This window comes from Ochrobactrum sp. RH2CCR150 (assembly GCA_014138095.1).
Lineage (GTDB): Bacteria > Pseudomonadota > Alphaproteobacteria > Rhizobiales > Rhizobiaceae > Brucella > Brucella gambitense.
The window spans coordinates 88,301-114,969 of sequence record JACGXE010000008.1; the positions used below are offsets into that span (position 1 = coordinate 88,301).

The following is a 26,669-nucleotide window of genomic DNA, read 5'->3' on the forward strand; positions in this document are numbered from 1 at the left end:
AAACAATTAGAGCGCCCTCAAAATGCCGCCGCTTTATGTTTCGATCTTCATCTTAAGTCCCATGGACGAAACTTTATGGCTCGGCGTAAATTGAGGATGGAGGAGATGAAAGCGCACTGAGAAATCCGGGAGGATATCGGTCTGAGGAGGCCGCTCGCGCGCTGACATCTGATGAAAAATCGTATCATGAAACGCCCGTTATGCGGGCGCTGCGTGGTACGTGTTTCTGGGAGGAACAGCATGACTTCGAAATATGCCGAAACCTATGCCGCCTGGCAGGCCAGTCCTGAGCGTTTCTGGGCGGAAGCCGCAGAGGTGATCGACTGGTTCAAGCCATGGGATCAGGTTTTTGCAGGTGACGAAGGCGTCTATGGCCGATGGTTCACCGGCGCGGAATGCAACACCTGTTACAATGCGCTTGACCGTCATGTCGCCAATGGGCGCGGTGATCAACTGGCACTGATCTATGAAAGCCCCGTCACGGGCAAGGTGCGCAAGTTCAGCTATAGCGAATTGCTCGAGGAAGTGGAGGCGCTCTCCGCCGTCATGCTCGACCATGGCGTCAAGAAGGGTGACCGCATCCTGATCTATATGCCGATGGTGCCCGAAGCCGCCGTCGCCATGCTCGCATCGGCACGAATTGGCGCGGTGCATTCCGTCGTCTTTGGCGGTTTTGCTGCCAATGAACTTGCAACGCGCATTGACGATGCCAAGCCGGTGATGATTATCGCCGGTTCCTGCGGCATCGAGCCGACGCGTGTCGTGCCCTATCAGGACATGCTCGACAAAGCCATCGCAACCGCCCATCACAAGGTCGGCCATTGCATCATCTTGCAGCGCGAACAATATCCTCATGCCCCCGTGGACGGGCGCGACATTGATTATAAAACCGCCGTCGACGCAGCACGCGGCCGACATGTGCCTTGCACGCCCGTCGCCGCGACCGATCCTCTCTACGTGCTCTATACATCCGGCACCACTGGCGAGCCGAAGGGCGTGGTGCGCGACAATGGCGGACACATGGTGGCGCTGGCCTGGTCGCTCAAGCACGTCTTCGGCGTGGAACCGGGACAGGTTTTCTGGGCAGCCTCGGATGTCGGCTGGGTGGTCGGTCACTCCTATATCGTCTATGCGCCGCTGCTGGCCGGAGCCACGACGATCCTGTTTGAAGGCAAGCCCATCGGAACACCCGATGCTGGCACCTATTGGCGCATCATTGCAGAGCATGGTGTGGAGGTGATGTTCACCGCGCCAACAGCCCTGCGCGCCATCAAGAAGGAAGATGCTGACGGGAATTTCGTCCGCAAATATGACCTGTCGAAATTCCGTGCGCTGTTTCTGGCCGGTGAACGCGCCGATCCGGACACCATCCATTGGGCGGAAAACCTGATCGGACGCCCGGTGATCGATCATTGGTGGCAGACCGAAAGCGGCTGGCCGATGGTCGCCAATCCGCTCGGTCTCGGCCTTCTGGAAACGAAATATGGATCGCCGGCGGTCTGCCTTCCGGGCTACGATATCCGCGTGCTGGACGATGAAGGCCATGAGGTCGAACGCGGCCAGCTCGGCAATATCCTGATCAAGCTGCCGCTGCCGCCCGGCTGCCTGCCGACGCTGTGGAATGCCGATGAGCGCTTTAGGAAAGCCTATCTCGCAGAGTTCCCCGGCTATTACAAAACCGCCGATGCCGGATATATGGATAGTGACGGCTATCTTTACATCATGAGCAGGACCGACGATATCATCAATGTCGCGGGCCATCGCCTGTCCACTGGCGCGATGGAAGAGGTTCTTTCCAGCCATCCCGATGTGGCGGAATGCGCGGTGCTCGGCATTTCCGATCCGGTCAAGGGTCAGGCGCCTTGCGGCTTTCTGGTGTTGAAATCCAATATCGACCGCGATACGCGCGAGGTCGAAAAGGAATGCGTTGCCATGGTTCGCGATGCCATCGGGCCGGTCGCGGCCTTCCGGCTGGCCTTGACCGTCAAGCGCCTGCCCAAGACCCGCTCCGGCAAGATCCTGCGCTCCACCATCCAGAAGATCGCCGATGGCGAGACGTGGAAAATGCCTGCCACCATCGAAGACCCGGCGGTTCTCGATGAAATCAGCACGATCCTGCGCGAACGTCATATCGGCATGGCCTTCGCCTGAGCCTGGTAGCGGCATCAGCCCAGACTATTGACCGGCGGTTTTCGCCGGTCCACTCTCCGCGCGAAACGGAGAACAGACCATGCAGCTTGAAGGCAAGGTAGCCATCGTCACCGGTGCTGCCCGCGGTATTGGCTATGCCATCGCAAAACGCTTCCTCATGGACGGCGCCAGCGTCGTTCTTTCAGATATCGACACCACCGCCACCTTGCAGGCGGTCAAAGACCTCGAACAATTCGGCGATGTGCGCGCCATGGCGGCGGATGTCGGCGACAAGCTCGATATCCATAATCTGATGACCTTTACCGTCACCAATCTCGGCGAGATCGACATTCTCGTCAACAATGCCGGGATCGTGCACAAGGCGGATTTCCTCGACCTCAAGGAAGAGGATTTCGACCGGGTCATGCGCGTCAATCTGAAGGGCGCATTCCTGTGCGGTCAGGCTGTGGCTAAACGCATGGTCGCCCGCGTGGAAGCTGGTGGCGAAGCGGGCACGATCATCAACATGTCGTCGATCAACGCCATTTTCGGACTGCCGGAACAGCTTGCCTATTCCGTCTCCAAGGGCGGGCTGAGCCAGCTGACACGCACCATGGCCATAGCGCTCGCGAAATGGGGCATCCGCGTCAACGCCATCGGGCCCGGTTCCATCCAGACCGACATGCTGTCAGCAGTGAACACGGACGCCGAGGCGCGCAAGACGATCCTGTCACGCACGCCGCTTGGCCGAATCGGAGAACCGGCGGAAATCGCCTCCATCGCCTCCTTCCTCGCATCGCGGGACGCAAGCTATATCACCGGCCAGACCATCTATGCCGATGGCGGACGTCTGCCGCTGAGCTATATGGCCGAACCACGTTTCAAACCTTAAGCGCTTGCGGCGCACTTGTTGCAGCACCTATATATTAGCGACATAATAATTTCGCTTTGCTCCTGACAGAAAGCTGTCAGGAGGGGTGTGCGATAGTATTTCCCTAAGGATGAGGGAGATGAACTATGGCACTCGCAATCGCACCGCTGATCGCGATCTTGAAGGAATACCGGCGCAGGCATGATGAGCGCCGCCGTTTTGTCCGCACCCAGCGCGCACTGGACGGTTTGCCGAAAGATCTGCGCAAGGATTTGGGCTGGCCGGATCGCTATCTGGAACAGCGCAAGACAACATATTGCAACGGAGAGTGAACCCGGAATGCGTAGAGCAGACCGTCTTTTCCAGATCGTTCAGCACCTGCGCGGTGGCAGGCTTGTCACCGCGCGCCAGCTTGCCGAACGGCTGGAAGTCTCCGAACGAACCATCTATCGCGACATATCCGACCTGCAATCGACCGGTGTTCCGATCGATGGCGAGGCCGGTGTCGGCTATATATTGCGGCAGGGTTTCGAGCTGCCGCCCCTGATGTTCACGCGTGATGAAATCGTTGCGCTGGTAGCGGGTGCGCGCCTCATCCGCGCCTGGGGCGGCGTATCCATGGCGCGCGGCGCCGAGGAAGCTTTGGTCAAGATCGAAGCCGTTCTGCCCAAGGAAGAGCGCGCGCGTATCACCGGCACGCAAATCCACGCCCCTACTGCCAGAATCAGCATTGACGAGCGCCGCATCATCGACGCGGTCGAGCGCGCGGTGGACGAAAGCTGCGTGCTCAATATCCGCTACCGCGATCTCGAAGCTCGCGAGAGCGAGCGGGATATTCGCCCGCTCGGCCTGTGGTTCTGGGGCAAGGTATGGACCGTCATCGGCTGGTGCGAGCTGCGCAACGCGTTTCGCACCTTCCGCACCGACCGTATTGTCGAGGCAAGCGAAGCTGGCCGCCGGTTTCGTGCCGAGCGCGGCAAGACGCTGGCCGACTTCTACCGTCTCATGGAAATGAGCGAGTACAACGCTTTCAAGGACTGAAATTGCCCAAGACGACTGCAACTTAAACTCTGTCGAGTGTTCCGCATTCGGCAGAGTTCTTTCTTCAACGATCCGTCAGTATCGCACAGAGTTGTGCGACAATATATTGAAGGCCCTGATCGTCCCGTCGACGCCTGTGCCAGGCAATGTGCAGCGGAAAGCCGCTGACCGGAATGGGCGGCGGAAAGGCAACAAGGTCCGTATCCACATCCGGAATACAGTGCGACGGCAGCATGGCGATCATATCCGTGCTTTTCAGCAAATCCGGCACCATGCCGAAGTTGGGCACCACAAGACCGATGCGCCGCTTCAATCCCTTATCAGCGAGAACCTTGTCAGCCGGGCTGCTCATATCGCCGCGCCCCGACACCAATATATGCGGGTAAGCCAGCCAGCGATCGAGCGTAAACCCGCTTGCCGCCGGATGATCATATCGCATGACGACATGGTACTCCTCATCCAGCAAGTGCTTGCGCTCGAGATCGTCGTCGGCATCCGGAAACACAGATACCGCAAGATCGCTCGCGCCGCTCACCAGCGCTTCTTTGGCTGCCGGCGCACCATGCCAGGGTTGCACCACGATATCGATACCCGGTGCGTCAGCGGCAAGGGCCTGCAACAATGGCTTCACCACAAAAATAGCCGGATAATCAGCCGTGCAGATTTTTATAGTCTGGCGGATTGAAGCCAATGGAACCTGCGGCGGGTCGACCAGCGCCACGACATTGGTGAGCAGTGTCTTCAATGGTGCACGCAAAGCTTCCGCGCGCGCCGTACGCCGCATCGTGCCACGACTACGTTCGAGCAGCTCATCGCCGAAGACCGCGCGGCAGCGCTGCAAGGCATTGGATACGGCAGGCTGGGTGAGGTTCAGGCGATCCGCCGCGCGGCTGACATGCGCTTCATCGAGAAGCGCATCCAGAATAACCAGCAGGTTGAGATCGAGCGCTCTTAAATTCATAAGATCAATAATAGCATATACTAATAATAAATTGGAATAATCTCATGTTCGATTTCATCATCCTTCCAACATCAGGACGCACAGGAAGGAACAGATGATGTCCAGAACTTTGATTTTGCTTTTTCATCCCGATCTGTCGCGGTCAAAAGCCAATGCCGCGCTGACTGCCGCAGCCGCTCGACTACCGGGAGTGAACATTGTCGATATGCAGGCTGCCTATCCTGACGGGATCGACTTTTACAGAGACGGCGAGCGTGAAGCGCAACGCCTTCTGACCGCGGACCGCGTCGTGCTGCAATTTCCGGTCCAGTGGTATTCAACGCCACCGCTTTTAAAAGCCTGGCAGGACGCCGTGCTGACCCGCATGTTTTACGTGACCTATGAACAGGAAGGGCGGGCGCTGGAAGGAACGCCCCTCATGATCGCCGCGACTGCGGGTAACGTGCCCGAAGCCTATACGCCCGGCGGGCGCAATATGTTTCCGATGAGCGAACTCATGGCCCCTTTGCGGGCAACAGCCAATCGTTGTGGACTGGAATGGGCCGAACCGTTCTTTCTCTATGCGGCAGACAAACTGCAGCCAGATGCGCTCGAAAATGCCGCAAACCGCTATATGCAGGCTCTGGAGCGCTGGATAACTGCAACACCGCCAGTTGTCGCCAAGCACAAAGCAGCCTGAACGAAAACGCCCGGCATAAAGCCGGGCATCAACTGACATGTATCGAGAGGCCGGTGCCTGACGATTATTCTTCGTCTTCGTCGGTGTTCGTGCCCTTGAGGGACGAGAGCTTTGCGAAAACCTTGTCTGCGTCGAGCTCTTCTTCTGCAGCCGGTTCGTCGCGATAATCGAAGTTTTCCGTTGCGGAAGCTGGCAGCAACGTGCTGTCGGATTCCGGTGCAGCCGGACGGTTGCGTGCTGCGCGTTCGACTTCAATGTCCAGATCAATCTGCGAGCAAAGGCCGAGCGTGACCGGGTCCATCGCCGTCAGATTGGCCGAGTTCCAGTGCGAACGGTTGCGGATCTGCTCGATGGTCGACTTGGTCGTGCCGATCAGGCGCGAAATCTGCGCATCCTTCAGCTCGGGATGATTGCGCACCAGCCAGAGAATCGCGTTCGGACGGTCCTGACGCTTCGAGAGCGGCGTATAGCGCGGGCCCTTGCGCTTGGCTTCAGGAACGCGCACCTTCGGGTCGGCGAGCTTCAGACGGTAATACTGGTCTTTTTCGCCCTTCGCGATTTCCTCGCGCGAAAGCTGTCCTGTAATGACCGGATCGAGACCCTTGATACCCTGCGAGGCTTCGCCATCGGCAATTGCCTTCACTTCCAGCGGATGCAGTTTGCAAAAAGCTGCAATCTGATCAAACGACAGAGCCGTATTATCGACAAGCCAGACGGCCGTTGCCTTCGGCATAAGAAGCTGAGTGGCCATTAGATATAATCCTTCTGTTCGTCCGCTCCGGTGGCGCGGGACGTGGAAAAAACCACAATTTCCGGGAAATCACGGCCTATATATAGGTTTTTTGGCAGCAGGGCAAGAATGCGCTGAAGCCGTCCCAACAATCTGTGCGTGATTTCCCGATTGCGGCTATGACGAGCCGAAAATGGTGGGGTTTGAGAACCGGAGCGGAGCGTACATCCAAGCATAGTCCCGAAAAGTTGCAGACTTTTCGGATCAGACTATGCGTCACAAGAAGGTACGTGAGCACCGGAAGCGCAGAACCACGCCATTTGCAGGCCGTCAGAGCCGCAATTGTCAGGCGATATCGAGCACAATCTTGCCGATATGCCGCCCCTCTTCCATGCGCTCATGAGCACGCCAGGCATCCTTCAGGGAAAAGATCATGTCCATGACCGGTGCAACGCGACGCTCAGCCAAAAGCGGCCAGACCTTGGCCTCCAGCTCACGCGCGAGACCGGCCTTGAATTCGACCGGGCGGGCGCGCAAGGTCGACCCGGTGTGGGTCAGACGCTTGGTCATCAGCAACGCGAAATTGGCGGTTGCCTTGGCACCGTTCAAAAAGGCGATCTGCACGATGCGGCCATCTTCGGCTGCGACCTTATAATTGCGATCGACATAATCACCGCCCACCATGTCAAGAATGACATCGGCACCCTTGCCGCCAGTCAGTTCCTTGACGGAGGTAACGAAATCCTCGTCGCGATAATTGATTGCGTGATCTGCACCGAGCTTCACGCAGGCATCGCATTTGTCCTTGGACCCGGCGGTCACAATGACCTTTGCCCCAAACGCCTTGCCCAACTGGATGGCGGTCGTGCCGATACCCGACGAACCGCCGTGAATAAGCAGGGTTTCGCCTTCCTTCAGCCCACCGCGTTGAAAAACATTGTGCCAGACGGTGAAAAAAGTCTCCGGGATGGCGGCAGCCTCGATATAGCCATAGCCGGAGGGCAGTGGCAGTGCGTTGGTTTCATGTACCACGGCATATTCGGCATAGCCGCCGCCGGGCAGCAGCGCCACGATCTGATCGCCTTTTTTGAAGCGCTTCACGCCCGCACCGAGAGCCACAATATCGCCCGCAATTTCCAGCCCCGGAATATCGGATGCGCCGGGCGGCGGCGCATAACTTCCCTGCCGCTGCAGCACGTCGGGGCGATTGACGCCCGCAGCCCGCACGCGCACCAGCACCTGCCCCTCCCCCGGTTCTGGCATGGACCGCTGAACGGGGCGCAACATATGCGCGCCACCCGGTTCGGAAATCTCGATTGCAGTCATCCGGGAAGGTAAATCGGCCATCATCATCAAAACTCCTGTTCGAACGCAGCCGGAATCTCGTGCGCCTTACACAGCTTCGTACCGTCGCAGAAATGCCTCACATAAGGTCTGATCTGGGTCCGATATGGGACACACGCAATTCCGTTAGAGAAATCGTAATCGATTTTCCCAAATATATATGCGAAGATTCAAGGTGTTAAATCTTTTCTCGGTGACTAAGCCATCATTGACCACGGAGGAAGGCCATGAGCGGTTTCGAAGAAGATGCGATAAAGCCACGTGACAGCGCAGTGCTCAGCGAAGATGAACTGTCGCTGCTTTCGGTCGCAGAGATCGATCAGCGCATTGTCTTGTTGCAATCGGAAATCGAGCGTCTCAAAACCCAGAGACTGAAAAAAGGCGACAGCCGCGCTGCGGCAGAGGCTTTGTTTCGCTGAAAATGCCAATGGAAGCCATGCCAGCGGCTTCCGTAAATCCCCGGCATGGATGCGGGGCAATCACATAGGAAGTCGTTTTGCGCGTTTACATTCAGGTCCTGTCCCTTCTCTGTGGCACAGCCTTTCTCCTGATGGCATCGGGCCTACACGGGCTGCTGCTGCCCTTGCGCGGCGGTGCCGAGGGCTTCTCAGTCGCATCGCTTGGTATGCTGGGCACCACCTGGGCAGGCGGCTTCGTAGCGGGCTGTCTTTTCGCTCCGCGGCTTGTGCGCCGTGTCGGCCATGTGCGCGCCTTTGGCTGCTTCGCCGCATCGGCGGCAGTCATCGCGCTTCTCTCCGGCATCTTCGTCGATGCGACCATGTGGGTGATCCTGCGCGCCTTCACCGGTTTCTCGATGGCGGGCGCCTTCATGGTCATCGAAAGCTGGCTGAACGAGCGCGCCACCAATGAATCGCGCGGCAAGATTTTCGGCCTCTATATGATGGTCAATTACGGGGCGACCATGACCGGCCAGATGCTGGTTGCAGGCGGTGATGTGCACTCCGACCACCTGTTTATGATCTGCGGTATTCTCTTCTGCCTGGCGCTCATTCCGACCGCCATTTCCACAGCCGTCAGCCCGCGACCACTCACCGAAGTCCAGCTCGACCTCAAGGCGCTTTACCGCAATTCACCCGCCGCCTTCGTCGGCTGCATATTGATCGGCATCGCCAATGGCGCATGGGGCACGCTCGGCGCTGTCTTCGGCGCGAAATCCGGCATATCGACGACTGAAATCGCCCTCATGGTCAGCGTGACCATTGCAGCGGGCGCTTTGATGCAGATCCCCATCGGGCGCATTTCCGATCTGGTGGATCGCCGTTTTGTGCTGGCAGGCGTCGCGGCACTAGCCGCCTTTGTCGGCCTGATCGCATTCCTCGTCGGGCCATCAAGCGGGCCAGTCATCATCGTCATGACAGGCTGTTACGGCGCGCTTGCCTATGCGCTCTATCCGGTCGCCGTCGCGCATGCCAATGACCATGCAACGGCGGAAAGCTTCGTGAAGGTCTCAAGCGGCTTATTGCTGCTTTATGGCTTCGGCACCATGCTCGGCCCGCTTCTGGCGGCTGCTGCGATGGACATATTCTGGCCGTCAGGGCTCTTTGCCATCACGATGCTCGCGCATATTTCCATAACCGGCTACGCGCTGTTCCGCTCGCGCCAGCGTGCCGCTGTGCCGAAAGAAGAAAAAGATCAGTTTAAGAGCATGCCTTCCGAACGCGGTGCGACACCGGAAGCGATGAACCTCGATCCGAGAGCTGAAGCAGAAAGCTGATGTGATCGGTCAGGTCGCCAGACGCGCGAGCATGAAAGCGCCAAAAATACGCTGATAAAATATATGAATCAAAATGTTTGGCGGCTGAGGCACAGCCGCCAACTCCAGCCCCAGATACAGCCATCAAAAGCCCGACCGCCATTCGACCGTTCTGGCCGAGATGTTTAACGCGATATCAGGGCAGCAACACCCGGCTCTCGCCGGTCTGTTCCACGTCTGATATGAAATGGCTTGAAGCGCCTTTGCGGCTTTCCCTATCTGTACGCCTTGTGGGCGCTAGCGTCAGTGACGCGTTACCTGAGATCTAAGCTTCTCAATCTGGTCCTTCAGCATAAGCTTCTTGCGCTTGAGAGACGCGACGTGAAGATCATCCATTGCCGGTGACGCCAAAGCATCGGAAATTTCCTGCTCCAGAGCGCCGTGCTTCTTTTCAAGCGTGGCAAGATGGGACTCGATAGCCATCATCAGTTCTCCTTGGTTGATTTCCACACAATAATGGAACAGCCAGACCAACCTCCATGGCAGGTGCTGTTGCTCCATTTGCTCTACTGCATGAACGCCCGGCACACCTCCTGTTTATCCGGGCCAAACACACAGTCCCGGCTGCCAGGGACGCGGTTTTGATTTGTCGTCTTCGACAGCCGCTATCCATGACAGAACCATGACAGTTTGGCATGAGTTTGGTGCAAAGTCGATTTTGTCGTGGTAGCATTTTCCAATCGTGAAAAATGTGATAAGGGCTTGCCCGAAACGGGCTTGTGACGTGCCTTGACCAAGGTTCGACGCAGCCCGTAAAACTATTCAACAGAATGGGGTTCCGCATGTCCGATCAGGAACAGGCCGAGATCAGGTTGGCCGTCGCACGTCTGAAACAGGAACACGCGGATTTCGATGCAGCCATCAATGCGATGATCGCTGTCGGCTGCGATCAGTTGCGCGTCCAGCGCATGAAGAAGAAAAAACTCGCGATCAAGGACAAGCTTCAGGAAATGGAAGATCAGGTCATTCCTGACATCATCGCCTGATTGCGCCTCATATCGAAAGCAAAGCCGGGGTTCGCCCGGCTTTATCATTTTTATCCATGCAACATCTCATCCGCGAACGCATGAAACAGAGCAGGACAGATCAATGAGCGTTACAGCCGACGTCGCCATTATCATGGGCAGCCAGTCTGATTGGGAAACCATGCGCCATGCCGCTGACACGCTGGAGGCGCTGGGTATCGGCTTTGACGCCCGTATCGTTTCCGCTCACCGCACGCCGGACCGGCTGGTCGCTTTCGCCAAGGGCGCGAAGGCCGAAGGCTTCAAGGTCGTGATTGCCGGTGCAGGCGGTGCGGCGCATCTTCCCGGCATGACCGCCGCCATGACGCCGCTCCCCGTCTTCGGCGTGCCCGTCCAGTCGAAGACAATGTCGGGTCAGGATTCGCTCCTTTCCATCGTGCAGATGCCCGCTGGCATCCCCGTCGGCACGCTGGCGATTGGACGCGCCGGTGCCGTCAATGCCGCCCTGCTCGCCGCGGCCGTTCTGGCGCTCCACGACGACGCACTTGCCGCACGTCTCGATGAATGGCGCAGCGCCCAGACCGAGAGCGTGGCTGAACGTCCTACCAATGAGGTCTGATATGGAAAAGTCCGCACTTCAATCCGGAGCAACGATCGGCATCATCGGCGGCGGACAGCTGGGCCGCATGCTCGCGATGGCCGCCGCACGCCTCGGCTTCCAGACGGTCATTCTCGAACCGCAGGCAGATTGCCCGGCGGCGCAGGTTGCAAACCGCCAGATCGTGGCAGCCTATGACGATCCGAAAGCGCTGGCCGAACTCGCCGCTGCTTCCGACGTCATCACCTATGAATTCGAAAACGTCCCGGTCAGCGCCGCCGACAAGCTTGCCGAGACCGCGATTGTACTGCCGCCTCCGGCAGCGCTGGAAATTTCGCAAGATCGTTTCAACGAAAAGCAGTTCCTCAACGAAAGCGGCATTGAGACTGCGCCCTGGCGTCTGGTCGATGACGAGGAAACGCTGATCGCAGCACTCGGTGCGCTTGGCGAACGCGGCATCCTGAAAACCCGCCGCCTCGGCTATGACGGCAAGGGACAGGTACGCCTGACATCGCTGGACGAAACTGCTGCCCATGCCGCGCTGGTCGCCATCAACAAGGCCCCGGCCATCCTCGAAGGTTTTGTCGATTTCGAACGTGAAGTCTCGGTCATCGCCGCGCGCGACCGCAGCGGCAATGTCGCCATCTACGACATTGCCGAAAACGTGCACAAGGACGGCATACTCGCGACGTCGACTGTTCCCGCCCACATCACTGCACAGACGGCTGATGCTGCGCGACGGGCCGCAGAGAAGCTTTTGCATGCACTGGATTATGTCGGCGTTCTGGGGCTTGAATTCTTCGTATTGAAGGATGGTTCGCTGCTCGCCAATGAATTTGCGCCGCGCGTGCACAATTCCGGCCACTGGACGGAAGCCGCCTGCGCGATCTCGCAGTTCGAACAGCATATCCGTGCCGTTGCCGGACTGCCGCTTGGCAATACGGACAGGCATTCCGATTGCGTGATGGAAAACCTGATCGGCAATGATGTCGACAAGGTGCCAGCGATTCTCTCGGAACCCAATGCCGTGCTGCATCTTTACGGCAAAAAGGAAGCCCGCGAAGGCCGGAAAATGGGGCATGTGACCCATATCAAGCCCCGCGCCAGCTAAGCTTTGTCGGGAATCTTGACGATTCCCGATGACTCCGCCGTCTGCGACAAGATTTTCGGCCCCTCGCCCGTGAATCTGCCGCGCAGGAGTTGACATTTACCCGAAACCTTGTGTATTTCGGCCAACCCTTCAGGCACATATACCGTGTCTGTAATCAATTGGCGCCTTGGGCGCTGTTTTTATGAAGCCCGGCGGCGTGTTCATGTCGATGGGCCAACCAGACCGGTGATTGACATGAAGATCAAGAACTCGCTTAAAGCGCTTAAGGGCCGTCATCGCGACTGCCAGCTGGTCCGCCGCAAGGGCCGCGTTTACATCATCAATAAGACCGCTCCGCGCTACAAGGCTCGTCAGGGCTAATCTTATTTTTGATTTTGCATTTGACGTTCCGCCGTGCATAGGGAAATCTATGCATATGCGGAACGTTTTTGCATGTCTGAAGATCTTTGCGACAGTTGTCGCATTCAGTGCGGTGACATTGGCCGTCGACGGCGCACGCGCCGAGATGACGCCTAACAAGGCGCCGCTGAATTCCCCGTTGATCGCTCCGCTCACGCCCGTGCAAATTGGCGCAGACAGCGAGCAGAAACCAGATTCAGCGCAACCTGCCCCAGCCAAAGCCTCTGAACCCCAGACGCCGGAAGAGCGCCTCGACAAGCTGTTTGCGGAATTGCGCAGAACAACGGACGAGGCCAAGGCACGGCGCATCGCCTCGCAGATCAATACGCTCTGGTCGCAATCCGGCAGCGCCACGATTGACCTTCTGGTGCAATGGGCCAATGCGGCCCTGCTCGAACGTCGCTATGCGTCGGCGCTTGATTTCCTGAATGAAGCCATCGCTCTCAATCCGGATTATGCTGAAGCATGGAATCGCCGTGCGACCGTCTATTTCCTGCAAAAAGACTATGCCCACGCCATGTACGACATCAATCGTACGCTTGAGCTGGAGCCACGCCATTACGGCGCCTTGACGGGCATGGCGGCGATTCTACGCGTCCGTGGCCTCAAGGAGCAGGCCATGAAGGCCTATGAGCAGGCCCTGATCGTTTATCCGATGATGCGCGACGCCCAGAAGAGCTTCAACGACCTTGCCGATGAATTGGCCGATACGCGCACCTAACACTACAGCTGCATTCTTCGTTATGCCGGTCTGCAACGAGCAATTTCCTGCGCTCCGGTGCTCACTTACGTTGAAGTACGCTCCGCTCCGGTGCTCGAAAATCACTCGTTTCGCCGCGGCCTGAGGAATTTGCAACTGTAGTGCTGATCTGCAAACAGAACTATCCCACAAAGCAAAACGCGCCCCGAAAGGAGCGCGTTGAAACGTTTGTGGACTAGCACCCGAAACTGGATGAGATTCGGGATGATGGTGTGCCGAAAATGGTAGGGCTTTGAGACCCGGAGCGGAATGTACTTAAGGTACATGAGCACCGGAAGCTCAAAGACGTGCCATTTGCAGACCACCAGCGCCCGAATATCGCCAGTTTATTTAGACGCCGGACTTTCCATCTGCACCTATATAGGCGATGCGCAGCATGTTGGTCGCACCTGGCGTACCGAAAGGCACACCGGCTGTGATGATGATGCGCGAACCGGCTTTACCGAAGTCCTCTTCAAAGACGATCTGGCAGGCGTGATCGACCATGTCTTCCAGATCATGGGCATCGGCGGTCACGACGCAATGCAGGCCCCAGACGAGCGACAGCTTGCGGGCGGTATCGACGACCGGCGATAGCGCGATGATCGGCGTACGCGGACGCTCGCGGGCAGCACGGAGGCCGGTGGTGCCGGAAGCCGTGTAGGTCACGATGGCCGAGAGCTTCAGCGTTTCGGCAATCTGGCGGGCTGCCAGAGAAATCGCGTCAGCGCCGGTTGGCTCAGGTGCTGCACGCTGCGCATCGATGATGGTCGAATAGGTCTGTTCCTGTTCAACCTGCTCGGCAATGCGGTTCATGGTGGCGACCGCTTCGACCGGATACTGGCCCGATGCCGATTCAGCCGAAAGCATGATGGCATCCGCACCTTCGAACACAGCCGTTGCAACGTCCGACACTTCGGCGCGGGTTGGCACCGGCGCAGTGATCATGGATTCGAGCATCTGCGTCGCGACAACGACCGGCTTGCCAGCGCGGCGGGCACGACGGGTGATCTGCTTTTGAATGCCCGGAACGCTTTCAAGCGGCATTTCAACACCGAGATCGCCACGGGCAACCATCAGCGCGTCGGAAAGCTCGATGATCTCATCAAGACGCGTGACAGCCTGCGGCTTTTCGATCTTCGACATGATGCCGACCTTACCGCGCGAAACCTTGCGCACTTCGGCCAGATCTTCCGGGCGCTGAATGAAGGACAGCGCAACCCAGTCGATTTCTTCCTTCAGCACGGCATCAAGGTCCTTGCGGTCCTTTTCGGTCAGTGCGCCGACACCGAGCGTGGTGTCCGGCAGGCTGACGCCCTTGCGGTCGGAAATGCGGGTGCCTGAAATGACCTTGCAGCGGATGGACTTGCCGTCGGTTGCTTCCGCAACCAGATGCAGCTTGCCGTCATCGATGAGCAGGCGGTGGCCCGGCTCGACCGCTTCCAGAATTTCCGGATGCGGGAGGAAAACGCGGGTTTCGTCGCCAGGCGCTTCGTTATTGTCGAGCGTGAAGGTCTGGCCGGGAACGAGATCGACCTTTCCGTCCTTGAACTTGCCGACGCGCAGTTTCGGGCCCTGAAGGTCGGCGAGAATGCCGATCGGGCGGCCAACAGCCTTTTCCACATTGCGGATGCGCTTCACGAGGGTGCGCATCAGGTCATGGTCGGCATGGCTCATATTGATGCGGAAAACATCGGCACCGGCTTCAAAGAGCTTGCGGATGACGGCTTCCTCGCCAGACGCCGGACCCAGCGTTGCGAGAATCTTGACCTTGCGGTTGCGCTTCATTGACTATTCGTTCCTGTAACAGTGGGGGTTTCCGGCGGTGTTTCGTCTGCAAGCTGAACCATCCAGCTCGACTGTTCCCCGGTATCATATTCCTGGAAGCCGTTGCGCTGGAAGCCGCGCGCAAAGCAATCCTGTACGCCAGAAATGCGGAATTCCTTTTCCGCGACGCACATATTCACATTGCCCTGCCAGCGGCCGTCGCCCTGGGCGTCCTCGGCATAGAGGTAATAATAGCGCGAAGTCAGCGGGCCTTCGATCAGTGTTTTGCAGGTCGAGCCTTCGATATGCCACCAGCCTTCCGTTACCCAGCCTGTCTTGGCCCGGTAACCGATGGCGACGCCAACAAGATTCTGCGTCGAATTACATACGCGGAAATCGGCACGCGCCTCCACAGATGTCATGCCGAGTGCGCCAAGCAACACAGCGGAAAATACAGCTAGGAAGTGTGGAAGTCGCATCCGCCGAACCCCTTCAGCCCGCAATCGCTTTTGTTTCACGTCTGGAAATCCCATTTCGGTCGCTCTCTTTTCGGCAGTTTCGCCGGTGATGTCAACGCAGTCCCACCGAGAAGAAAGAACATGACGAAAGAATGATCGTTGCAATCCCGGCTTTCTCATGACAGACCTGAAACAGCTTCCCGCGCCCGATGAAAATCAATCCCGAATTGTTCCTGGGAATTCAATCCGTGTCGTTCGCCAAACCGTCAGTCACTTCGTTCTCGCCTGTTTACAGGGTTGAAGGCGATTTTCGCCTCGGCCTGCTTCTGACCGCCGACCATGCACGGCGCGACGTGCCTGCCGAATACGGTAGTTTGGGTCTGGAAGAAAGCGAATTCGACCGTCATATCGCTTATGACATCGGTGTCGAAACCCTGACGCGGGAACTGGCCGCCCGACTTGGGGCGCCTGCGGTGCTGGGCGGTTTCTCCCGCCTGCTGATCGATCCCAATCGCGGCGAGGACGACCCGACGCTCATCATGCAGCTATCGGATGGTGCAGTTATCACCGGCAATTATCCAATGTCGGCAGGCGAGCGGGAAGATCGGCTGACCCGTTTCTATCGTCCCTATCATGATGCGGTGACAGAAATGAGCGCACGCGTCGCGAGCGAGAGCGGCCATGCGCCTTTCATCGTCTCGATCCATTCCTTCACCCCGCGCTGGAAGGACAAGGCCCGCCCCTGGCATATCGGCCTGCTCTGGGACAAGGACGACCGTGCCACCGTCCCGCTTCTCTCTCTATTGCGTGCCGAACCGGGTCTGATGGTTGGTGACAACGAGCCTTATGACGGCGCGCTGCGCAACGACGCCATGTATCGTCATGCCACGGCCAAGGGCTTTGCCCATGTGCTGATCGAAGTGCGGCAGGACCTGATCGCCGGCAAGGCCGGAGTGGCGGAATGGGCCGAGCGGCTTGCTCCGATGCTGCGGCAGATCAATACGCTCGAAGGCATTCATGACGTCCGGCACTTCGGCTCACGCACTGGCGCAGTGGCGTGAAACGCCGCTTTTCCACAGTGTTCCACAATGTTCCACAGGGTTTGACCCCATAAATCGTGCCGCGCATCGAAAAGGCTCTTAATTTTGCCCGCGACTCGCGGGAAAACCGGTCCAGAGTTTCAGACATGCGAAATCGTGCATCTGCGCCATTCGCATCCATCATAGACAAGAATTGGAGAAGCCGCGTGAGCGACGACATTACCAGCGAAGCCCAAACCATTGCCGTCGGCCAGTTGCGTGCCTTCATCGAGCGCATCGAGCGCCTCGAAGAAGAAAAAAAGACCATCGCAGACGATATCAAGGAAGTTTACGCGGAATTGAAGGGTTCAGGGTTTGACAGCAAGGTCGTGAGGACCATTATTCGTCTGCGTAAAAAAGAAGACCATGAACGTCAGGAAGAAGAAGCGATGCTCCAGCTCTATATGGACGCGCTTGGCATGGGCTGACCGAAAGCTCTTCCCGGAGCTTTTACCCCTTCTTCCTGAAATCGGAACCCGGCGGATCAAGCCTGATTCGTATTCAGAGGAAGGGGATTGGGTCCATGGAGTTTAAGAAGCTCGGACGTACCGAACTAAAAGTCTCGCCGCTCTGCTTCGGCGGCAATGTATTTGGATGGACGGTCGATGAAGCGACTTCGTTTTCGCTGCTCGACCGTTTTGTCGATGCAGGCCTGAATTTCATCGATACGGCAGATGTCTATTCCGCCTGGGCCAACGGCAATGTCGGCGGCGAATCCGAAACCATTATCGGCAACTGGCTGAAATCCCGCGGCCTGCGCGACAAGGTGGTTATCGCGACCAAGGTGGGCTCGGAAATGGGCCCCGACGAAAAAGGCCTTTCGCCCGCTTATATCCGCAAAGCCGTCGACGCCTCTCTCAAGCGGCTGCAAACCGACTATATCGATCTCTATCAGTCGCATTGGGACGACCCCGAAACACCGTTCGAAGACACGCTCGGCACCTATAAAGAGCTGATCGACGCCGGGAAAGTGCGCGCCATCGGCGCTTCCAACCTGACGCCGGAACGCCTGACGGAAGCGCTGGACGTTGCGAAGAAACACAACCTCCCGCGCTACGAAACCTTGCAGCCGCTTTATAATCTTTATGACCGGTCGGGTTTCGAGGACGGGCTGGAAGCAATCTGCCGCGACAACGAGATTGGCGTCATTCCCTATTACGCACTCGCAGCAGGTTTCCTGACCGGCAAGTATCGCTCTGCCGATGATCTTGGTCAGAGCGCCCGTGGCAAGTCGGTTGAGAAATATCTGACGGATCGCGGTTCGCGGATCATTGCCGCGCTGGACGAAGTGGCTCGCAATGTCGACGCCACGCAGGCACAGGTGGCCATCGCCTGGCTGATCGCCCACCCGTCGATCACTGCCCCGATTGCCAGCGCCACACGCCTGACCCAATTGGGAGAACTGATCACTGCCGCTGAGCTGAAGCTGCGCGACAGCGATATTGCTCTGCTCAACAAGGCAAGCACCTAAATCTACAGAAACCCGCCGACATATCGGCGGGTTCGATTAACCCTCAATTTCTTCGCGCAACATTTCGAGTTCCAGCCACTCTTCTTCCATGGCGGCATTCTCGTTGCGCTTCTTTTCCAGAAGATCAGCAGTCTTGGCAAAAAGCGTCGGGTCCTTGGCATAAAGCTGCGGATCGGCAAGCTTGCCTTCAAGGACGATGATTTCCTTGCCCAGAGCGTCCATCTTGCCCGGCAGCGTTTCCAGCGCAAATTTCTGCTTGAAGGAGAGCTTGCGCTTTTCCTCGCGCTTCGGCTGCGAAGCCTCCTCGCTGCTATCGCCGCCCTTGTCACCAGCGCGAGCATTCGCCATCTTCACGTTACGACGCTCCAGCGCCTGTTCCTTGCGCTGCGCCATCATGTCGGCATAGCCGCCCGCATATTCCAGCCAACGCCCGTCACCTTCCGGCGCGATCACAGACGTCACCGTGCGGTCGAGAAAATCGCGATCATGGCTGACCAGAATAACCGTGCCCGGAAAACCTGCGACCAGTTCCTGCAACAGATCCAGCGTTTCCATGTCGAGATCGTTGGTCGGCTCGTCGAGGATCAGCAGATTGGCGGGGCGAGCCAGCACGCGGGCCAGCATCAAACGCGCCCTCTCGCCGCCGGAAAGCTCACGGATCGGCGTGCGCGCCTGTTCCGGCTGGAACAGAAAGTCCTTCATATAGGAAACGACATGGCGCTGCTCGCCATTGATGACGAGGTTTTCCCCGCGCCCGTCGGTCAGATAATGCGACAGCGTCTCATCCAGATTGAGGCTGTCACGCTTCTGGTCAAGCTCGGCCATTTCCAGATTGACGCCAAGCCGCAGCGTGCCCGAATCCGGTGCCAGCTTGTCGGTCAGGAGCGAGAGCAGTGTGGTTTTTCCCGCACCATTCGGGCCGACCAGACCGATCCGGTCGCCGCGCTGCACGCGTGTCGAGAAATCCTTGACCAGTACGCGGTCGCCATAGGCCTTGTTGAGCCCCTTGGCTTCGACCACCAGCTTGCCGGATTCCTTGGAATCGCTGGCCGTCAAGACCGCCGACCCCTGCGCCTTGCGGTGATTGCGGAAATCCGCGCGCATGGAATGCAATTCGCCGAGGCGGCGCATATTGCGCTTGCGGCGCGCCGTAACGCCATAGCGCAGCCAATGCTCCTCGCGGGCAATCTGGCGGCCAAGCTTGTGATGATCGCGTTCTTCTTCTTCCAGAACCTTGTCGCGCCATTCCTCAAAATGGCCGAAACCCTGCTCCAGACGGCGTGTGATGCCACGGTCGAGCCAGACGGTCGCGCGGCTGACATTTTCCAGAAAGCGACGGTCATGCGAGATCAGCACGATGGCCGAGCGGATCTGGCGCAATTCGCCTTCCAGCCATTCGATGGTCGTCAGATCGAGATGATTGGTCGGCTCGTCCAGCAAAAGCACATCGGGCTGCGGCGCGATCACACGCGCCAGCGCTGCGCGGCGTGCTTCACCGCCCGAAAGATGATCCGGATTTTCTTCGCCGGTCAGACCCAGATGCTCCAGAAGATAGGTCACGCGATGCGGATCGTCGGTCGGTCCGAGCCCGGCTTCAACATAGGCGCGCACGCTGGCGAAGCCGTCCATGTCCGGCACCTGCGGCAGGTAGCGAACGGTCGCACCCGGATGCTTGAACACTTCGCCCGAAGTCGGCTCGACCATGCCGGCGGCAATCTTCAGAAGCGTGGACTTGCCGGAACCATTGCGCCCGACCAGCGCAATGCGGTCGCCTTCGCTCACCGAAAGGCCCGCATCCTCCAGAAGCGGCGTACCGCCGAAGGTGAGCTTGATCTGGTCTAGGCGAAGGAGCGGTGGTGCCATGGTGTCTTCTGAGGCTTTCTGGGCGGTTCTTGGGATGTGCTTTGAAATTCCGCCCTGCTTGTCCGCGACAAAAGCCGTTCTGTCAAATGGATCGACAGGAAAGAGGCACGAAAAACAAACAGGCCGGGTTTCCCCGGCCTGTCCTCAATACGATTTTAAGCTTCAAGCTTACTGGCAGCGTGCTTCGTAGACGCGGCCGTAATTGTCGCGATAGCGGCAGTACTGCACGCCATTACGCGTCTGAGCAGCGCCAACCAGCGTACCGGCAACAGCACCGATAGCAGCACCCGTGAGAGCGCCACGGCCGTTACCGCCGATTGCACCACCGGCGAGAGCACCAATTGCTGCGCCGCCAACACCGTAACCAGCCGTACGCTGTTCGTTGGTCGTGCATGCTGCTGTCGACAATGCGAGCACCCCGGCAACCGCAATCATGGAAAGACGTGACTTCATCAAACAATCTCCTGTCAAAGTTGACACTTCAGGTGCCGATTTTGCGTCCCCAATTTCGGCGCTAACTAATAAACCCGCTTACGCATTTGAAATACGTTTCGCTGTCAAGCGTCAAGCCTTTTCAATCGGTAAGGTTAGCGACACGCCGTCAGCATGCTCCGAATTTAAGTTTGCAACAAGTATCGCTAAGCCAGAACGCACAGTAATGCGAAGTGTTCCACGCACTATATTGGAAACTGTCCACGAAGAACCAAAAGGAAGGGTCACGTTGTCTAACGGCCACTCCGCATTTGTGATTGAAAGCCCCTCCACAGAGGTGAAACTGATCACGCTGAACAGCGTGCCTTCCGGGAAATCATAGGCAAATTCACCGGACGTCACCGGCCATGCCTCTTCCGCACCGCTGGACAGAAGAACATTCCGCCCCTTGTTGGCCTGCGCCGTCGCCATTGTGAGATGCAGCAGCGTGTGGTCGGTACGCTGGCCGCCAAAAGCGCCGCACAAAATGGCGCGGGTCGCGCCACGGGCAAAAGCTTCCTCGAAAGCCAGTTCGCCGTCCGTCATATCCTTGGCGCGGGGAAATGTCTTTTGCGGCACATGGGCATATTGCTCGAGCAGGGCTTGCGGCGTGGAATCGAAATCGCCGAGCCACAGTTCCGGCTCGACGCCCAAAGCGGCTGCATGACGAATACCGCCATCGGCTGCAAGAATACGCGCTCCGACAATCTGCTGCCGCAGCCGTTCGGTTACGACGAGGTCGCCGCCGAGAAGGATGACGAATGTGCTCATAAGCCGCTCATATCATGGGCAAATCGCAGCTGGAAGTCCGCTTTGTCCCAGTTTGCATCGGTTTTGCCTCTCTTGCCCTTCATGGCCTGACATATTAATGTCGCAACGCTCTAACGGGGTGCCATTTGTTCCCATGAATGGCTGAGAGGTTTTTCAAAAAGCCAACCCGCTGAACCTGATCCGGTTTGCACCGGCGGAGGGATTAGATGCTGCTCTGCGGCACGATCCCGAAAAGTTGCAGCTTTTCGGTTACGGTTGTGCTCCAGACCCCAAGCGGCGCTATATCCTTTTAACTTGATGAAAGGACGTGCCGTTATGCGGCTGTTATCTTTGCTGGCCCTCTCTTTTGCGGCAGCGGTGAGTCTCGCGCCCGCAGCGCAGGCCAAAGACAAGCTCACCATCTACACCTATGACAGTTTCATTTCCGAATGGGGCCCCGGCCCCAAGGTGAAAGAAAACTTCGAGAAGGAATGCGACTGCGAGATCAACTGGGTCGCTTCCGCCGATGGTGTGGCCCTGCTCAACCGGCTGAAGCTCGAAGGCGGCAACACCAAGGCCGATATTGTGCTTGGCCTCGACACCAACCTGACCACGGAAGCGCGCGCCAGCGGGTTCTTCGCGCCAAGCGGCATCGATCTTGGCAATGTCAGCGTGCCTGGTGACTTCAAGGACGATATTTTCGTGCCCTATGACTATGGCTATTTCGCCATCGTCTATGATTCGGAAAAGCTGCCAAATCCGCCCAAGAGCCTGAAAGAACTGGTCGAAGGCGACCCGTCGCAGAAGATCGTGCTTCAGGACCCGCGCACCTCGACGCCGGGCCTTGGCATGCTGCTTTGGATGAAGGCCGTCTATGGCGATCAGGCAGGCGATGCCTGGCAGAAATTGCAGAAGCGCATTCTCACCGTCACGCCAGGTTGGTCTGAGTCCTATGGCCTTTTCACCAAGGGTGAAGCGCCGATGGTGCTCTCCTATACCAGCTCGCCCGCCTATCATGTCATCGCGGAGAAGACGGATCGCTACAAGGCGCTGGCCTATCCGGAAGGCAATTACCTCCAGATCGAACTGGCCGCCCAGACGACGACTGGCGCCAAGAACCCGCTGGCGCAGAAGTTCCTGTCCTTCATGACCGGCCCCGGCTTTCAGGATGTGATCCCGGAAACCAACTGGATGTTCCCGGCAGGCAAGACGTCGACGCCGCTTCCCGCCGCATTCGATGCTTTGCCGAAGCCGGAAAAGACCTTGCTCATTCCATCCGACGAGGTTGCGAAGAACCGCAAGGCCTGGGTCGATGAATGGCTGGCTGCCACCAGCAAATGATCAACGCTCCGGCATGTAAAAGCACCAGCTCCACCCCCGCGATGAAACCCGTCGCGGGGGCTTTGGCGCTGGCTTTTCTTGTCGTGCTGGCCGGTGGTGCGCTCATCGCGCTTGCCTTTGAAGCCAGCGGCGGCTTCGATGCCGCCGCAAATTTCGATGCCTATCTCTGGCGAACCGCCCGCTTCACCATCGCACAGGCCATCGCGTCGAGCCTGTTTTCGGTCGCCTTTGCTATTCCCGTTGCGCGCGCCTTGCATTCGGAAGCGCATTTTCCCGGACGGGGGTTCATTCTGCGGCTGTTCGCTCTGCCGCTCGCGCTGCCTGCCCTTGTGGCCGTGCTGGGCGTTACCAGTATTTACGGTCGAAACGGCCTGATCACCCATATGTCGAATGCTGCGGGACATCCGTTCCAGCCAGATATCTATGGCATTACGGGCATTTTGATCGCGCATGTGTTCTTCAACATGCCGCTGGCGGTGCGGCTCATCCTCGCCGCCTATGAATCGATCCCCGCCGATTACTGGAAACTTGCGGCCCAGCTTGGCATGGGCAACCGCGCCCGCTTCCGGCTGATCGAATGGCCGGTTATCCGCCGCAGCCTGCCCGGCATGGCGGGGCTGATCTTCATGCTATGCGTGACAAGCTTCACTACTGTGCTGACGCTCGGCGGCGGTCCGCGCGCGACAACGCTGGAAGTGGCGATCTATCAAAGCCTGCATTTTGATTTCGACCCGGCGCGCGCGGTGGCGCTCACCGTCACCCAGCTCGGCCTGACCTTGCTGATCCTGCTGGCCCTGCGCCTGACCGGGCGTCCTTCAGAAGAAGGCTTTACCCACACGGCAGCACCGCGCCGCTACGGCAGGCCTGCGCGGGGTGAACGCCTGTTCAACATCGCCGCCATTCTCATCGGTTTTCTTTATGTCGCCTTGCCGATTGCAGGCGTGGTCGTGTCCGGCCTTGCTGCCGACCTCGCCCGCCTGCTCAGCGAAACGACAGTCTGGCGCGCCATCGGCACCAGCCTTGCGCTCGGTTTTTCTGCGGCAACGCTCTCAGTGCTTCTCTCGCTGGCGCTCGTTTCGGCCCGAGAAGCAGTCAGAAGCAACAAAATAGCCAGCCTGTTCGATACGGGCGCGAGCCTCATACTCGTCATGCCGCCTATCGTGATCGGTGCGGGATGGTTCATCCTGCTGCGCCATTTCACCAATCCTTTCGCCATCGCGCCGGTGATGGTGGTAACCGTCAACGCTGCTATGGCTATGCCTTTCGCAGTCCGGCTGTTGCGCCCGGCCTGGGACACGGCAGCCGCACGCCACAATAGGCTCTGTGCCCAGCTCGGCATTCATGGCCTCAACCGGCTTCGGCTCATTGACTGGCCGTCGATCCGCAGACCTTTTGGCATGGCCTTCGCCTTTGCCATGGCGCTTTCCATTGGCGACCTTGGCACAATCGCGCTGTTCGGCAGCGATGCGCTTCTGACCTTGCCCTATCTTCTCTTGCAGCGCATGGGCAGTTACCGCACATTCGATGCTGCCGGTCTCGCGCTCATTCTGGGGCTTCTCTGCCTCGGTCTGATGATGCTTGCCGACCGCGCCGCAACATCCCGGAAAGAGAATTCCGTTTCATGACTGCTTCCGCCGACATCCGCCTTACCGACGTGCGCTTCAGCTATGGCGAAACCGCAATGCGCTTCGATCTGGCTATTGCGGGCGGCGCTATCGCGGCCATTGTCGGCCCAAGCGGCTCGGGCAAATCCACGCTCCTGAATCTCATTGCCGGTTTCGAGACGCCTTCATCGGGCACGATTGCCATTGGTGGTATCGATGTGACGCCTCTTCCGCCGCCGCAACGGCCGGTTTCGATGGTGTTTCAGGAAAACAATCTGTTTGCCCATCTGACAGTAGCGCAAAATGTCGGCCTCGGTCGCGCGCCGAACCTCAAACTGACGGATAATGACCGCGCAGCCATTGCCGACGCGCTGACCCGTGTCGGCCTCAAGGACAAGGAACAGCGCAAGCCCGAAGCCTTGTCCGGCGGCGAACGCCAGCGTGTGGCGATTGCCCGCGCGCTTGTTCGTGAACGTCCCGTGCTTTTGCTGGATGAAGCCTTTGCTTCGCTTGGACCCGCATTGCGACATCAGATGCTCGATCTCGTCAACGGACTGCGCCGTGAAACCGGCATGACCGTGTTGATGGTCACCCATACGCCGGAAGATGCGCTCTATCTCGATGCGCAATTGCTGTTTATCGAAAACGGTGAGGTCGTGGCGCAGGGGCTGGCGAAGGAGCTTTTGTCGGAGACTGGACCTGAAGCGCTCCGGCGCTATATCGGTGATAAAAGACGATAGAGCGGCTTCTGTTGTGATGTAATCGTTGAAACCGCTCTATCTTTTTTTACGTCGCATTATCCGACGCAAAACCGCTTCGCACTTTTGCTGGAAATGCTCTAATCTCAAATAGAGTTACGGTAACGGACATATTTTGTTCGCAATCCCCCGGAAGAACCGTATTCAACTTTACCGGGCCGCTTGTACGTCTGCCAGACTGTGACTAGATTTGCGGACGACCTGATGATGTATGAATCGCGAGGATAAAATACTGTTCCGTCACAAGACCCGTATCCGGGCCTCCCTGTGTCTTCCAGTCTCCCTGCCAGAACGGACGCAGCGCAATTGGCGGAAAACAGCCGTGGGTTTTGGCTTGTTTGCTGTCGCCCTGATTTCCGGGTGCCAGTCGATCAATTCCAGCAAGGATCTCGGCTTGCAGCCATCGGATAATCCGGTGACGGTCGACAATGTGACGCGCAACGACAAGCTGGCGCAGATCGGCGCGCAACAGCATCCGCGCATCCTCGCCACCTATGGCGGCGAATACAAGGACCAGCGGCTGGAGCGCATGGTGGCGAAGATCGTGGGCAAGCTCACGACCGTTTCCGACAAGCCGGAGCAGACCTACCGCATCACCATTCTCGATTCACCCAACATCAACGCCTTCGCCCTGCCCGGTGGCTATCTCTATGTGACGCGCGGCCTGCTGGCGCTCGCCAATGATTCCTCGGAGGTCGCAGCCGTGATCGCCCATGAAATGGGCCATGTCGTTGCCAATCACGGCATTCTGCGGCAGGAAAAGGAAGCGGAGACCGAAATCGCCGGTCGTGTGGCCAGCGAAGTGCTGCACAACGAGTCCGCCAGCCGCGAAGCGCTTATTCGCGGCAAACTGCGCCTTGCCCAGTTCTCACGCAATCAGGAACTGCAGGCCGACGCGATCGGCATCAAGATGATCGGCGAAGCGGGTTATGATCCTTTCGCCTCGGCGCGTTTCCTGCAATCGATGGAGGCCTATACCGGCTTCCGTTCGGTCTCGGGCGCGACCGATGCCAGCCTCGACTTCCTCGCAAGCCACCCTGCGACGCCGCAACGCATCGAACTGGCGCTGGGTCATGCCCGCCGCATCGGCGCACCGGGTGTCGGCACAACCGACCGCGATTCGTTCCTTGATGGGATAGACGGGCTGCTCTACGGCGACTCGCCCAATGAGGGCTATATTCGCGAACAGACCTTCATTCACCCGAAGCTCGGTGTGACGTTCCGTGCACCCGAAGGCTTCACCATCGACAATTCCGCCACCGCCGTCATGGCGAGTGGTCCTGGCGAAGTGGCAATCCGCTTCGACGGCGCTTCCCTGCCATCCGGTTCCAGCCTCACCGATTATATCAAGTCGGGCTGGGTGACCGGTCTGGACGAAAGCTCCATTCAGGCAACCACCATCAACGGGTTGCCTGCCGCAACCGCGCGCGCGGCTGCCGACCGCTGGCAGTTCGACATCGTGGTGATTGGCGCAAACAACAAGGTCTATCGCTTCCTGACCGCAGCGCCGAAAGGCAGCAACGCTCTGCTTCCGGCCTCGCAGACGGTGACGCAGTCCTTCCGCCTTCTCACGCCTGCCGAGCAGAACGCCATCAAGCCGCTGCGCATCCGTGTTGTGACGGTGAAGCCGGGTGACACTATGGCAAGCCTGTCGTCACGCGTTCAGGGCACGACGCGCAAGCTCGAACTGTTGCGCCTGCTCAATGCCATGCCAGCGGGAGCCACTGTCTCCGTCGGCGACCGCGTGAAAATCATCAGTGAGTAA

General features: G+C 58.4%; 28 protein-coding genes and 1 riboswitch. Of the genes, 19 read left to right on the plus strand and 9 right to left on the minus strand.

Features of this window, described 5'->3' with window-relative positions:
- Positions 1–240: 240 nt before the first annotated feature.
- The 4 genes from FHW03_RS16830 (at position 241) to FHW03_RS16845 (ending at position 4,042) form a co-directional block, all read left to right on the plus strand.
- Positions 241–2,151 carry a propionyl-CoA synthetase gene (locus FHW03_RS16830; protein WP_182521689.1) on the plus strand — a complete coding sequence of 637 codons (1,911 nt, stop codon included), beginning with the start codon at positions 241–243 and terminating at the stop codon, positions 2,149–2,151.
- 79 nt (positions 2,152–2,230) lie between these two features.
- Positions 2,231–3,022 (plus strand): SDR family NAD(P)-dependent oxidoreductase, encoded by a 792-nt coding sequence (locus FHW03_RS16835; RefSeq protein WP_151590135.1) that lies wholly within the window; start codon positions 2,231–2,233, stop codon positions 3,020–3,022.
- 125 nt (positions 3,023–3,147) lie between these two features.
- Positions 3,148–3,333, plus strand: a complete 186-nt coding sequence (locus tag FHW03_RS16840) for a hypothetical protein (protein WP_138786420.1) — start codon at positions 3,148–3,150, stop codon at positions 3,331–3,333.
- Positions 3,334–3,340: 7 nt separating this feature from the next.
- A complete protein-coding gene (locus FHW03_RS16845) occupies positions 3,341–4,042 on the plus strand; it encodes a YafY family protein (RefSeq protein ID WP_138786421.1) in 702 nt (233 codons plus the stop codon).
- 64 nt (positions 4,043–4,106) lie between these two features.
- Here the strand turns inward: FHW03_RS16845 and FHW03_RS16850 are convergent, their stop codons facing one another.
- Positions 4,107–5,003 (minus strand): LysR substrate-binding domain-containing protein, encoded by an 897-nt coding sequence (locus FHW03_RS16850; RefSeq protein WP_182521690.1) that lies wholly within the window; start codon positions 5,001–5,003, stop codon positions 4,107–4,109.
- Between the two features lie 94 nt (positions 5,004–5,097).
- On the opposite strand from FHW03_RS16850, the gene FHW03_RS16855 reads away from it, so the two are divergent.
- Positions 5,098–5,682 carry an NAD(P)H-dependent oxidoreductase gene (locus FHW03_RS16855; protein ID WP_377515055.1) on the plus strand — a complete coding sequence of 195 codons (585 nt, stop codon included), beginning with the start codon at positions 5,098–5,100 and terminating at the stop codon, positions 5,680–5,682.
- Between the two features lie 64 nt (positions 5,683–5,746).
- On the opposite strand, the gene FHW03_RS16860 is transcribed toward FHW03_RS16855, so the two are convergent.
- Both FHW03_RS16860 and FHW03_RS16865 read right to left on the minus strand, forming a co-directional pair.
- Complete coding sequence (locus FHW03_RS16860) at positions 5,747–6,433, minus strand: DUF1013 domain-containing protein (RefSeq protein ID WP_078339508.1); 687 nt, start codon at positions 6,431–6,433, stop codon at positions 5,747–5,749.
- A 324-nt stretch (positions 6,434–6,757) separates the two neighbouring features.
- Entirely contained in the window at positions 6,758–7,762 is a 1,005-nt protein-coding gene (locus FHW03_RS16865; RefSeq protein ID WP_182521778.1) for an NAD(P)H-quinone oxidoreductase, read from the minus strand.
- 221 nt (positions 7,763–7,983) lie between these two features.
- Here FHW03_RS16865 and FHW03_RS16870 point away from each other — a divergent pair, with 221 nt between their 5' ends.
- Positions 7,984–8,175 carry a DUF1192 domain-containing protein gene (locus FHW03_RS16870; protein WP_078339509.1) on the plus strand — a complete coding sequence of 64 codons (192 nt, stop codon included), beginning with the start codon at positions 7,984–7,986 and terminating at the stop codon, positions 8,173–8,175.
- A 77-nt stretch (positions 8,176–8,252) separates the two neighbouring features.
- A complete protein-coding gene (locus tag FHW03_RS16875) occupies positions 8,253–9,491 on the plus strand; it encodes an MFS transporter (RefSeq protein ID WP_138786423.1) in 1,239 nt (412 codons plus the stop codon).
- Between the two features lie 282 nt (positions 9,492–9,773).
- Here the strand turns inward: FHW03_RS16875 and FHW03_RS16880 are convergent, their stop codons facing one another.
- Positions 9,774–9,956, minus strand: coding sequence for a YdcH family protein (locus FHW03_RS16880; protein WP_171058804.1), 183 nt, complete (start codon positions 9,954–9,956; stop codon positions 9,774–9,776).
- Between the two features lie 356 nt (positions 9,957–10,312).
- Between FHW03_RS16880 and FHW03_RS16885 the strand changes: the two genes are divergently transcribed.
- From FHW03_RS16885 to FHW03_RS16905, 5 genes are all read left to right on the plus strand, one after another.
- Positions 10,313–10,516 (plus strand): YdcH family protein, encoded by a 204-nt coding sequence (locus tag FHW03_RS16885; RefSeq protein ID WP_078339590.1) that lies wholly within the window; start codon positions 10,313–10,315, stop codon positions 10,514–10,516.
- 103 nt (positions 10,517–10,619) lie between these two features.
- Entirely contained in the window at positions 10,620–11,114 is a 495-nt protein-coding gene (purE, locus tag FHW03_RS16890; RefSeq protein WP_078339511.1) for a 5-(carboxyamino)imidazole ribonucleotide mutase, read from the plus strand.
- Position 11,115: 1 nt separating this feature from the next.
- Positions 11,116–12,204: a 5-(carboxyamino)imidazole ribonucleotide synthase gene (locus tag FHW03_RS16895; RefSeq protein WP_182521691.1), complete on the plus strand. Its 1,089-nt coding sequence runs from the start codon at positions 11,116–11,118 to the stop codon at positions 12,202–12,204.
- A 234-nt stretch (positions 12,205–12,438) separates the two neighbouring features.
- Positions 12,439–12,564 carry a type B 50S ribosomal protein L36 gene (gene ykgO, locus FHW03_RS16900; RefSeq protein ID WP_010661422.1) on the plus strand — a complete coding sequence of 42 codons (126 nt, stop codon included), beginning with the start codon at positions 12,439–12,441 and terminating at the stop codon, positions 12,562–12,564.
- Positions 12,565–12,601: 37 nt separating this feature from the next.
- Positions 12,602–13,324: a tetratricopeptide repeat protein gene (locus FHW03_RS16905; protein ID WP_182521779.1), complete on the plus strand. Its 723-nt coding sequence runs from the start codon at positions 12,602–12,604 to the stop codon at positions 13,322–13,324.
- 369 nt (positions 13,325–13,693) lie between these two features.
- Here the strand turns inward: FHW03_RS16905 and pyk are convergent, their stop codons facing one another.
- Both pyk and FHW03_RS16915 read right to left on the minus strand, forming a co-directional pair.
- On the minus strand, positions 13,694–15,130 hold the full coding sequence (pyk, locus tag FHW03_RS16910; RefSeq protein WP_182521692.1) for a pyruvate kinase: 1,437 nt from the start codon (positions 15,128–15,130) through the stop codon (positions 13,694–13,696).
- A complete protein-coding gene (locus FHW03_RS16915) occupies positions 15,127–15,588 on the minus strand; it encodes a DUF1036 domain-containing protein (RefSeq protein WP_078339515.1) in 462 nt (153 codons plus the stop codon). Before FHW03_RS16915 ends, pyk begins: the two co-directional genes overlap by 4 nt.
- Positions 15,589–15,776: 188 nt before the next feature.
- Between FHW03_RS16915 and FHW03_RS16920 the strand changes: the two genes are divergently transcribed.
- The 3 genes from FHW03_RS16920 to FHW03_RS16930 all read left to right on the plus strand — a co-directional run bounded on the left by FHW03_RS16920 (position 15,777) and on the right by FHW03_RS16930 (position 18,117).
- A complete protein-coding gene (locus FHW03_RS16920; protein ID WP_182521693.1) occupies positions 15,777–16,628 on the plus strand; it encodes an N-formylglutamate amidohydrolase in 852 nt (283 codons plus the stop codon).
- A gap of 185 nt (positions 16,629–16,813) precedes the next feature.
- On the plus strand, positions 16,814–17,074 hold the full coding sequence (locus FHW03_RS16925; RefSeq protein WP_061348000.1) for a DUF2312 domain-containing protein: 261 nt from the start codon (positions 16,814–16,816) through the stop codon (positions 17,072–17,074).
- Between the two features lie 95 nt (positions 17,075–17,169).
- Positions 17,170–18,117: an aldo/keto reductase gene (locus FHW03_RS16930; protein WP_182521694.1), complete on the plus strand. Its 948-nt coding sequence runs from the start codon at positions 17,170–17,172 to the stop codon at positions 18,115–18,117.
- A gap of 36 nt (positions 18,118–18,153) precedes the next feature.
- Here FHW03_RS16930 and FHW03_RS16935 read toward each other — a convergent pair whose 3' ends face one another.
- The 3 genes from FHW03_RS16935 to FHW03_RS16945 all read right to left on the minus strand — a co-directional run bounded on the left by FHW03_RS16935 (position 18,154) and on the right by FHW03_RS16945 (position 21,222).
- A complete protein-coding gene (locus FHW03_RS16935) occupies positions 18,154–19,980 on the minus strand; it encodes an ABC-F family ATP-binding cassette domain-containing protein (RefSeq protein ID WP_182521695.1) in 1,827 nt (608 codons plus the stop codon).
- Positions 19,981–20,148: 168 nt separating this feature from the next.
- A complete protein-coding gene (locus tag FHW03_RS16940; protein ID WP_078339519.1) occupies positions 20,149–20,433 on the minus strand; it encodes a glycine zipper domain-containing protein in 285 nt (94 codons plus the stop codon).
- 111 nt (positions 20,434–20,544) lie between these two features.
- Positions 20,545–21,222 (minus strand): thiamine diphosphokinase, encoded by a 678-nt coding sequence (locus tag FHW03_RS16945; protein ID WP_182521696.1) that lies wholly within the window; start codon positions 21,220–21,222, stop codon positions 20,545–20,547.
- A 104-nt stretch (positions 21,223–21,326) separates the two neighbouring features.
- Positions 21,327–21,441, plus strand: a riboswitch (TPP riboswitch).
- A gap of 96 nt (positions 21,442–21,537) precedes the next feature.
- Here FHW03_RS16945 and thiB point away from each other — a divergent pair.
- The 4 genes from thiB (at position 21,538) to cdlP (ending at position 26,669) form a co-directional block, all read left to right on the plus strand.
- Positions 21,538–22,542, plus strand: a complete 1,005-nt coding sequence (gene thiB, locus FHW03_RS16950; RefSeq protein WP_182521697.1) for a thiamine ABC transporter substrate binding subunit — start codon at positions 21,538–21,540, stop codon at positions 22,540–22,542.
- Positions 22,518–24,167 (plus strand): thiamine/thiamine pyrophosphate ABC transporter permease ThiP, encoded by a 1,650-nt coding sequence (gene thiP, locus FHW03_RS16955; RefSeq protein WP_377515062.1) that lies wholly within the window; start codon positions 22,518–22,520, stop codon positions 24,165–24,167. The genes thiB and thiP overlap by 25 nt, the downstream gene beginning before the upstream one ends.
- Positions 24,164–24,886 carry a thiamine ABC transporter ATP-binding protein gene (gene thiQ / locus FHW03_RS16960; protein ID WP_182521698.1) on the plus strand — a complete coding sequence of 241 codons (723 nt, stop codon included), beginning with the start codon at positions 24,164–24,166 and terminating at the stop codon, positions 24,884–24,886. Before thiP ends, thiQ begins: the two co-directional genes overlap by 4 nt.
- 301 nt (positions 24,887–25,187) lie before the next feature.
- Positions 25,188–26,669 carry a cell division protease CdlP gene (gene cdlP, locus FHW03_RS16965; protein WP_182521781.1) on the plus strand — a complete coding sequence of 494 codons (1,482 nt, stop codon included), beginning with the start codon at positions 25,188–25,190 and terminating at the stop codon, positions 26,667–26,669.

Excerpts from the sequence above, each read along its gene's own strand:
- thiP (WP_377515062.1), top strand. The coding sequence starts at position 22,518 with ATGGCTGGCTGCCACCAGCAAATGATCAACGCTCCGGCATGTAAAAGC.
- FHW03_RS16860 (WP_078339508.1), bottom strand. The coding sequence starts at position 6,433 with ATGGCCACTCAGCTTCTTATGCCGAAGGCAACGGCCGTCTGGCTTGTC.
- FHW03_RS16885 (WP_078339590.1), top strand. The coding sequence starts at position 10,313 with ATGTCCGATCAGGAACAGGCCGAGATCAGGTTGGCCGTCGCACGTCTG.
- thiB (WP_182521697.1), top strand. The coding sequence starts at position 21,538 with ATGCGGCTGTTATCTTTGCTGGCCCTCTCTTTTGCGGCAGCGGTGAGT.
- FHW03_RS16915 (WP_078339515.1), bottom strand. The coding sequence starts at position 15,588 with ATGCGACTTCCACACTTCCTAGCTGTATTTTCCGCTGTGTTGCTTGGC.
- FHW03_RS16895 (WP_182521691.1), top strand. The coding sequence starts at position 11,116 with ATGGAAAAGTCCGCACTTCAATCCGGAGCAACGATCGGCATCATCGGC.
- FHW03_RS16855 (WP_377515055.1), top strand. The coding sequence starts at position 5,098 with ATGATGTCCAGAACTTTGATTTTGCTTTTTCATCCCGATCTGTCGCGG.
- FHW03_RS16880 (WP_171058804.1), bottom strand. The coding sequence starts at position 9,956 with ATGATGGCTATCGAGTCCCATCTTGCCACGCTTGAAAAGAAGCACGGC.
- FHW03_RS16845 (WP_138786421.1), top strand. The coding sequence starts at position 3,341 with ATGCGTAGAGCAGACCGTCTTTTCCAGATCGTTCAGCACCTGCGCGGT.
- FHW03_RS16835 (WP_151590135.1), top strand. The coding sequence starts at position 2,231 with ATGCAGCTTGAAGGCAAGGTAGCCATCGTCACCGGTGCTGCCCGCGGT.
- FHW03_RS16830 (WP_182521689.1), top strand. The coding sequence starts at position 241 with ATGACTTCGAAATATGCCGAAACCTATGCCGCCTGGCAGGCCAGTCCT.
- thiQ (WP_182521698.1), top strand. The coding sequence starts at position 24,164 with ATGACTGCTTCCGCCGACATCCGCCTTACCGACGTGCGCTTCAGCTAT.
- FHW03_RS16850 (WP_182521690.1), bottom strand. The coding sequence starts at position 5,003 with ATGAATTTAAGAGCGCTCGATCTCAACCTGCTGGTTATTCTGGATGCG.
- pyk (WP_182521692.1), bottom strand. The coding sequence starts at position 15,130 with ATGAAGCGCAACCGCAAGGTCAAGATTCTCGCAACGCTGGGTCCGGCG.
- FHW03_RS16865 (WP_182521778.1), bottom strand. The coding sequence starts at position 7,762 with ATGATGGCCGATTTACCTTCCCGGATGACTGCAATCGAGATTTCCGAA.
- FHW03_RS16920 (WP_182521693.1), top strand. The coding sequence starts at position 15,777 with ATGAAAATCAATCCCGAATTGTTCCTGGGAATTCAATCCGTGTCGTTC.
- FHW03_RS16870 (WP_078339509.1), top strand. The coding sequence starts at position 7,984 with ATGAGCGGTTTCGAAGAAGATGCGATAAAGCCACGTGACAGCGCAGTG.
- FHW03_RS16840 (WP_138786420.1), top strand. The coding sequence starts at position 3,148 with ATGGCACTCGCAATCGCACCGCTGATCGCGATCTTGAAGGAATACCGG.
- FHW03_RS16940 (WP_078339519.1), bottom strand. The coding sequence starts at position 20,433 with ATGAAGTCACGTCTTTCCATGATTGCGGTTGCCGGGGTGCTCGCATTG.
- purE (WP_078339511.1), top strand. The coding sequence starts at position 10,620 with ATGAGCGTTACAGCCGACGTCGCCATTATCATGGGCAGCCAGTCTGAT.
- FHW03_RS16935 (WP_182521695.1), bottom strand. The coding sequence starts at position 19,980 with ATGGCACCACCGCTCCTTCGCCTAGACCAGATCAAGCTCACCTTCGGC.
- ykgO (WP_010661422.1), top strand. The coding sequence starts at position 12,439 with ATGAAGATCAAGAACTCGCTTAAAGCGCTTAAGGGCCGTCATCGCGAC.
- FHW03_RS16930 (WP_182521694.1), top strand. The coding sequence starts at position 17,170 with ATGGAGTTTAAGAAGCTCGGACGTACCGAACTAAAAGTCTCGCCGCTC.
- FHW03_RS16945 (WP_182521696.1), bottom strand. The coding sequence starts at position 21,222 with ATGAGCACATTCGTCATCCTTCTCGGCGGCGACCTCGTCGTAACCGAA.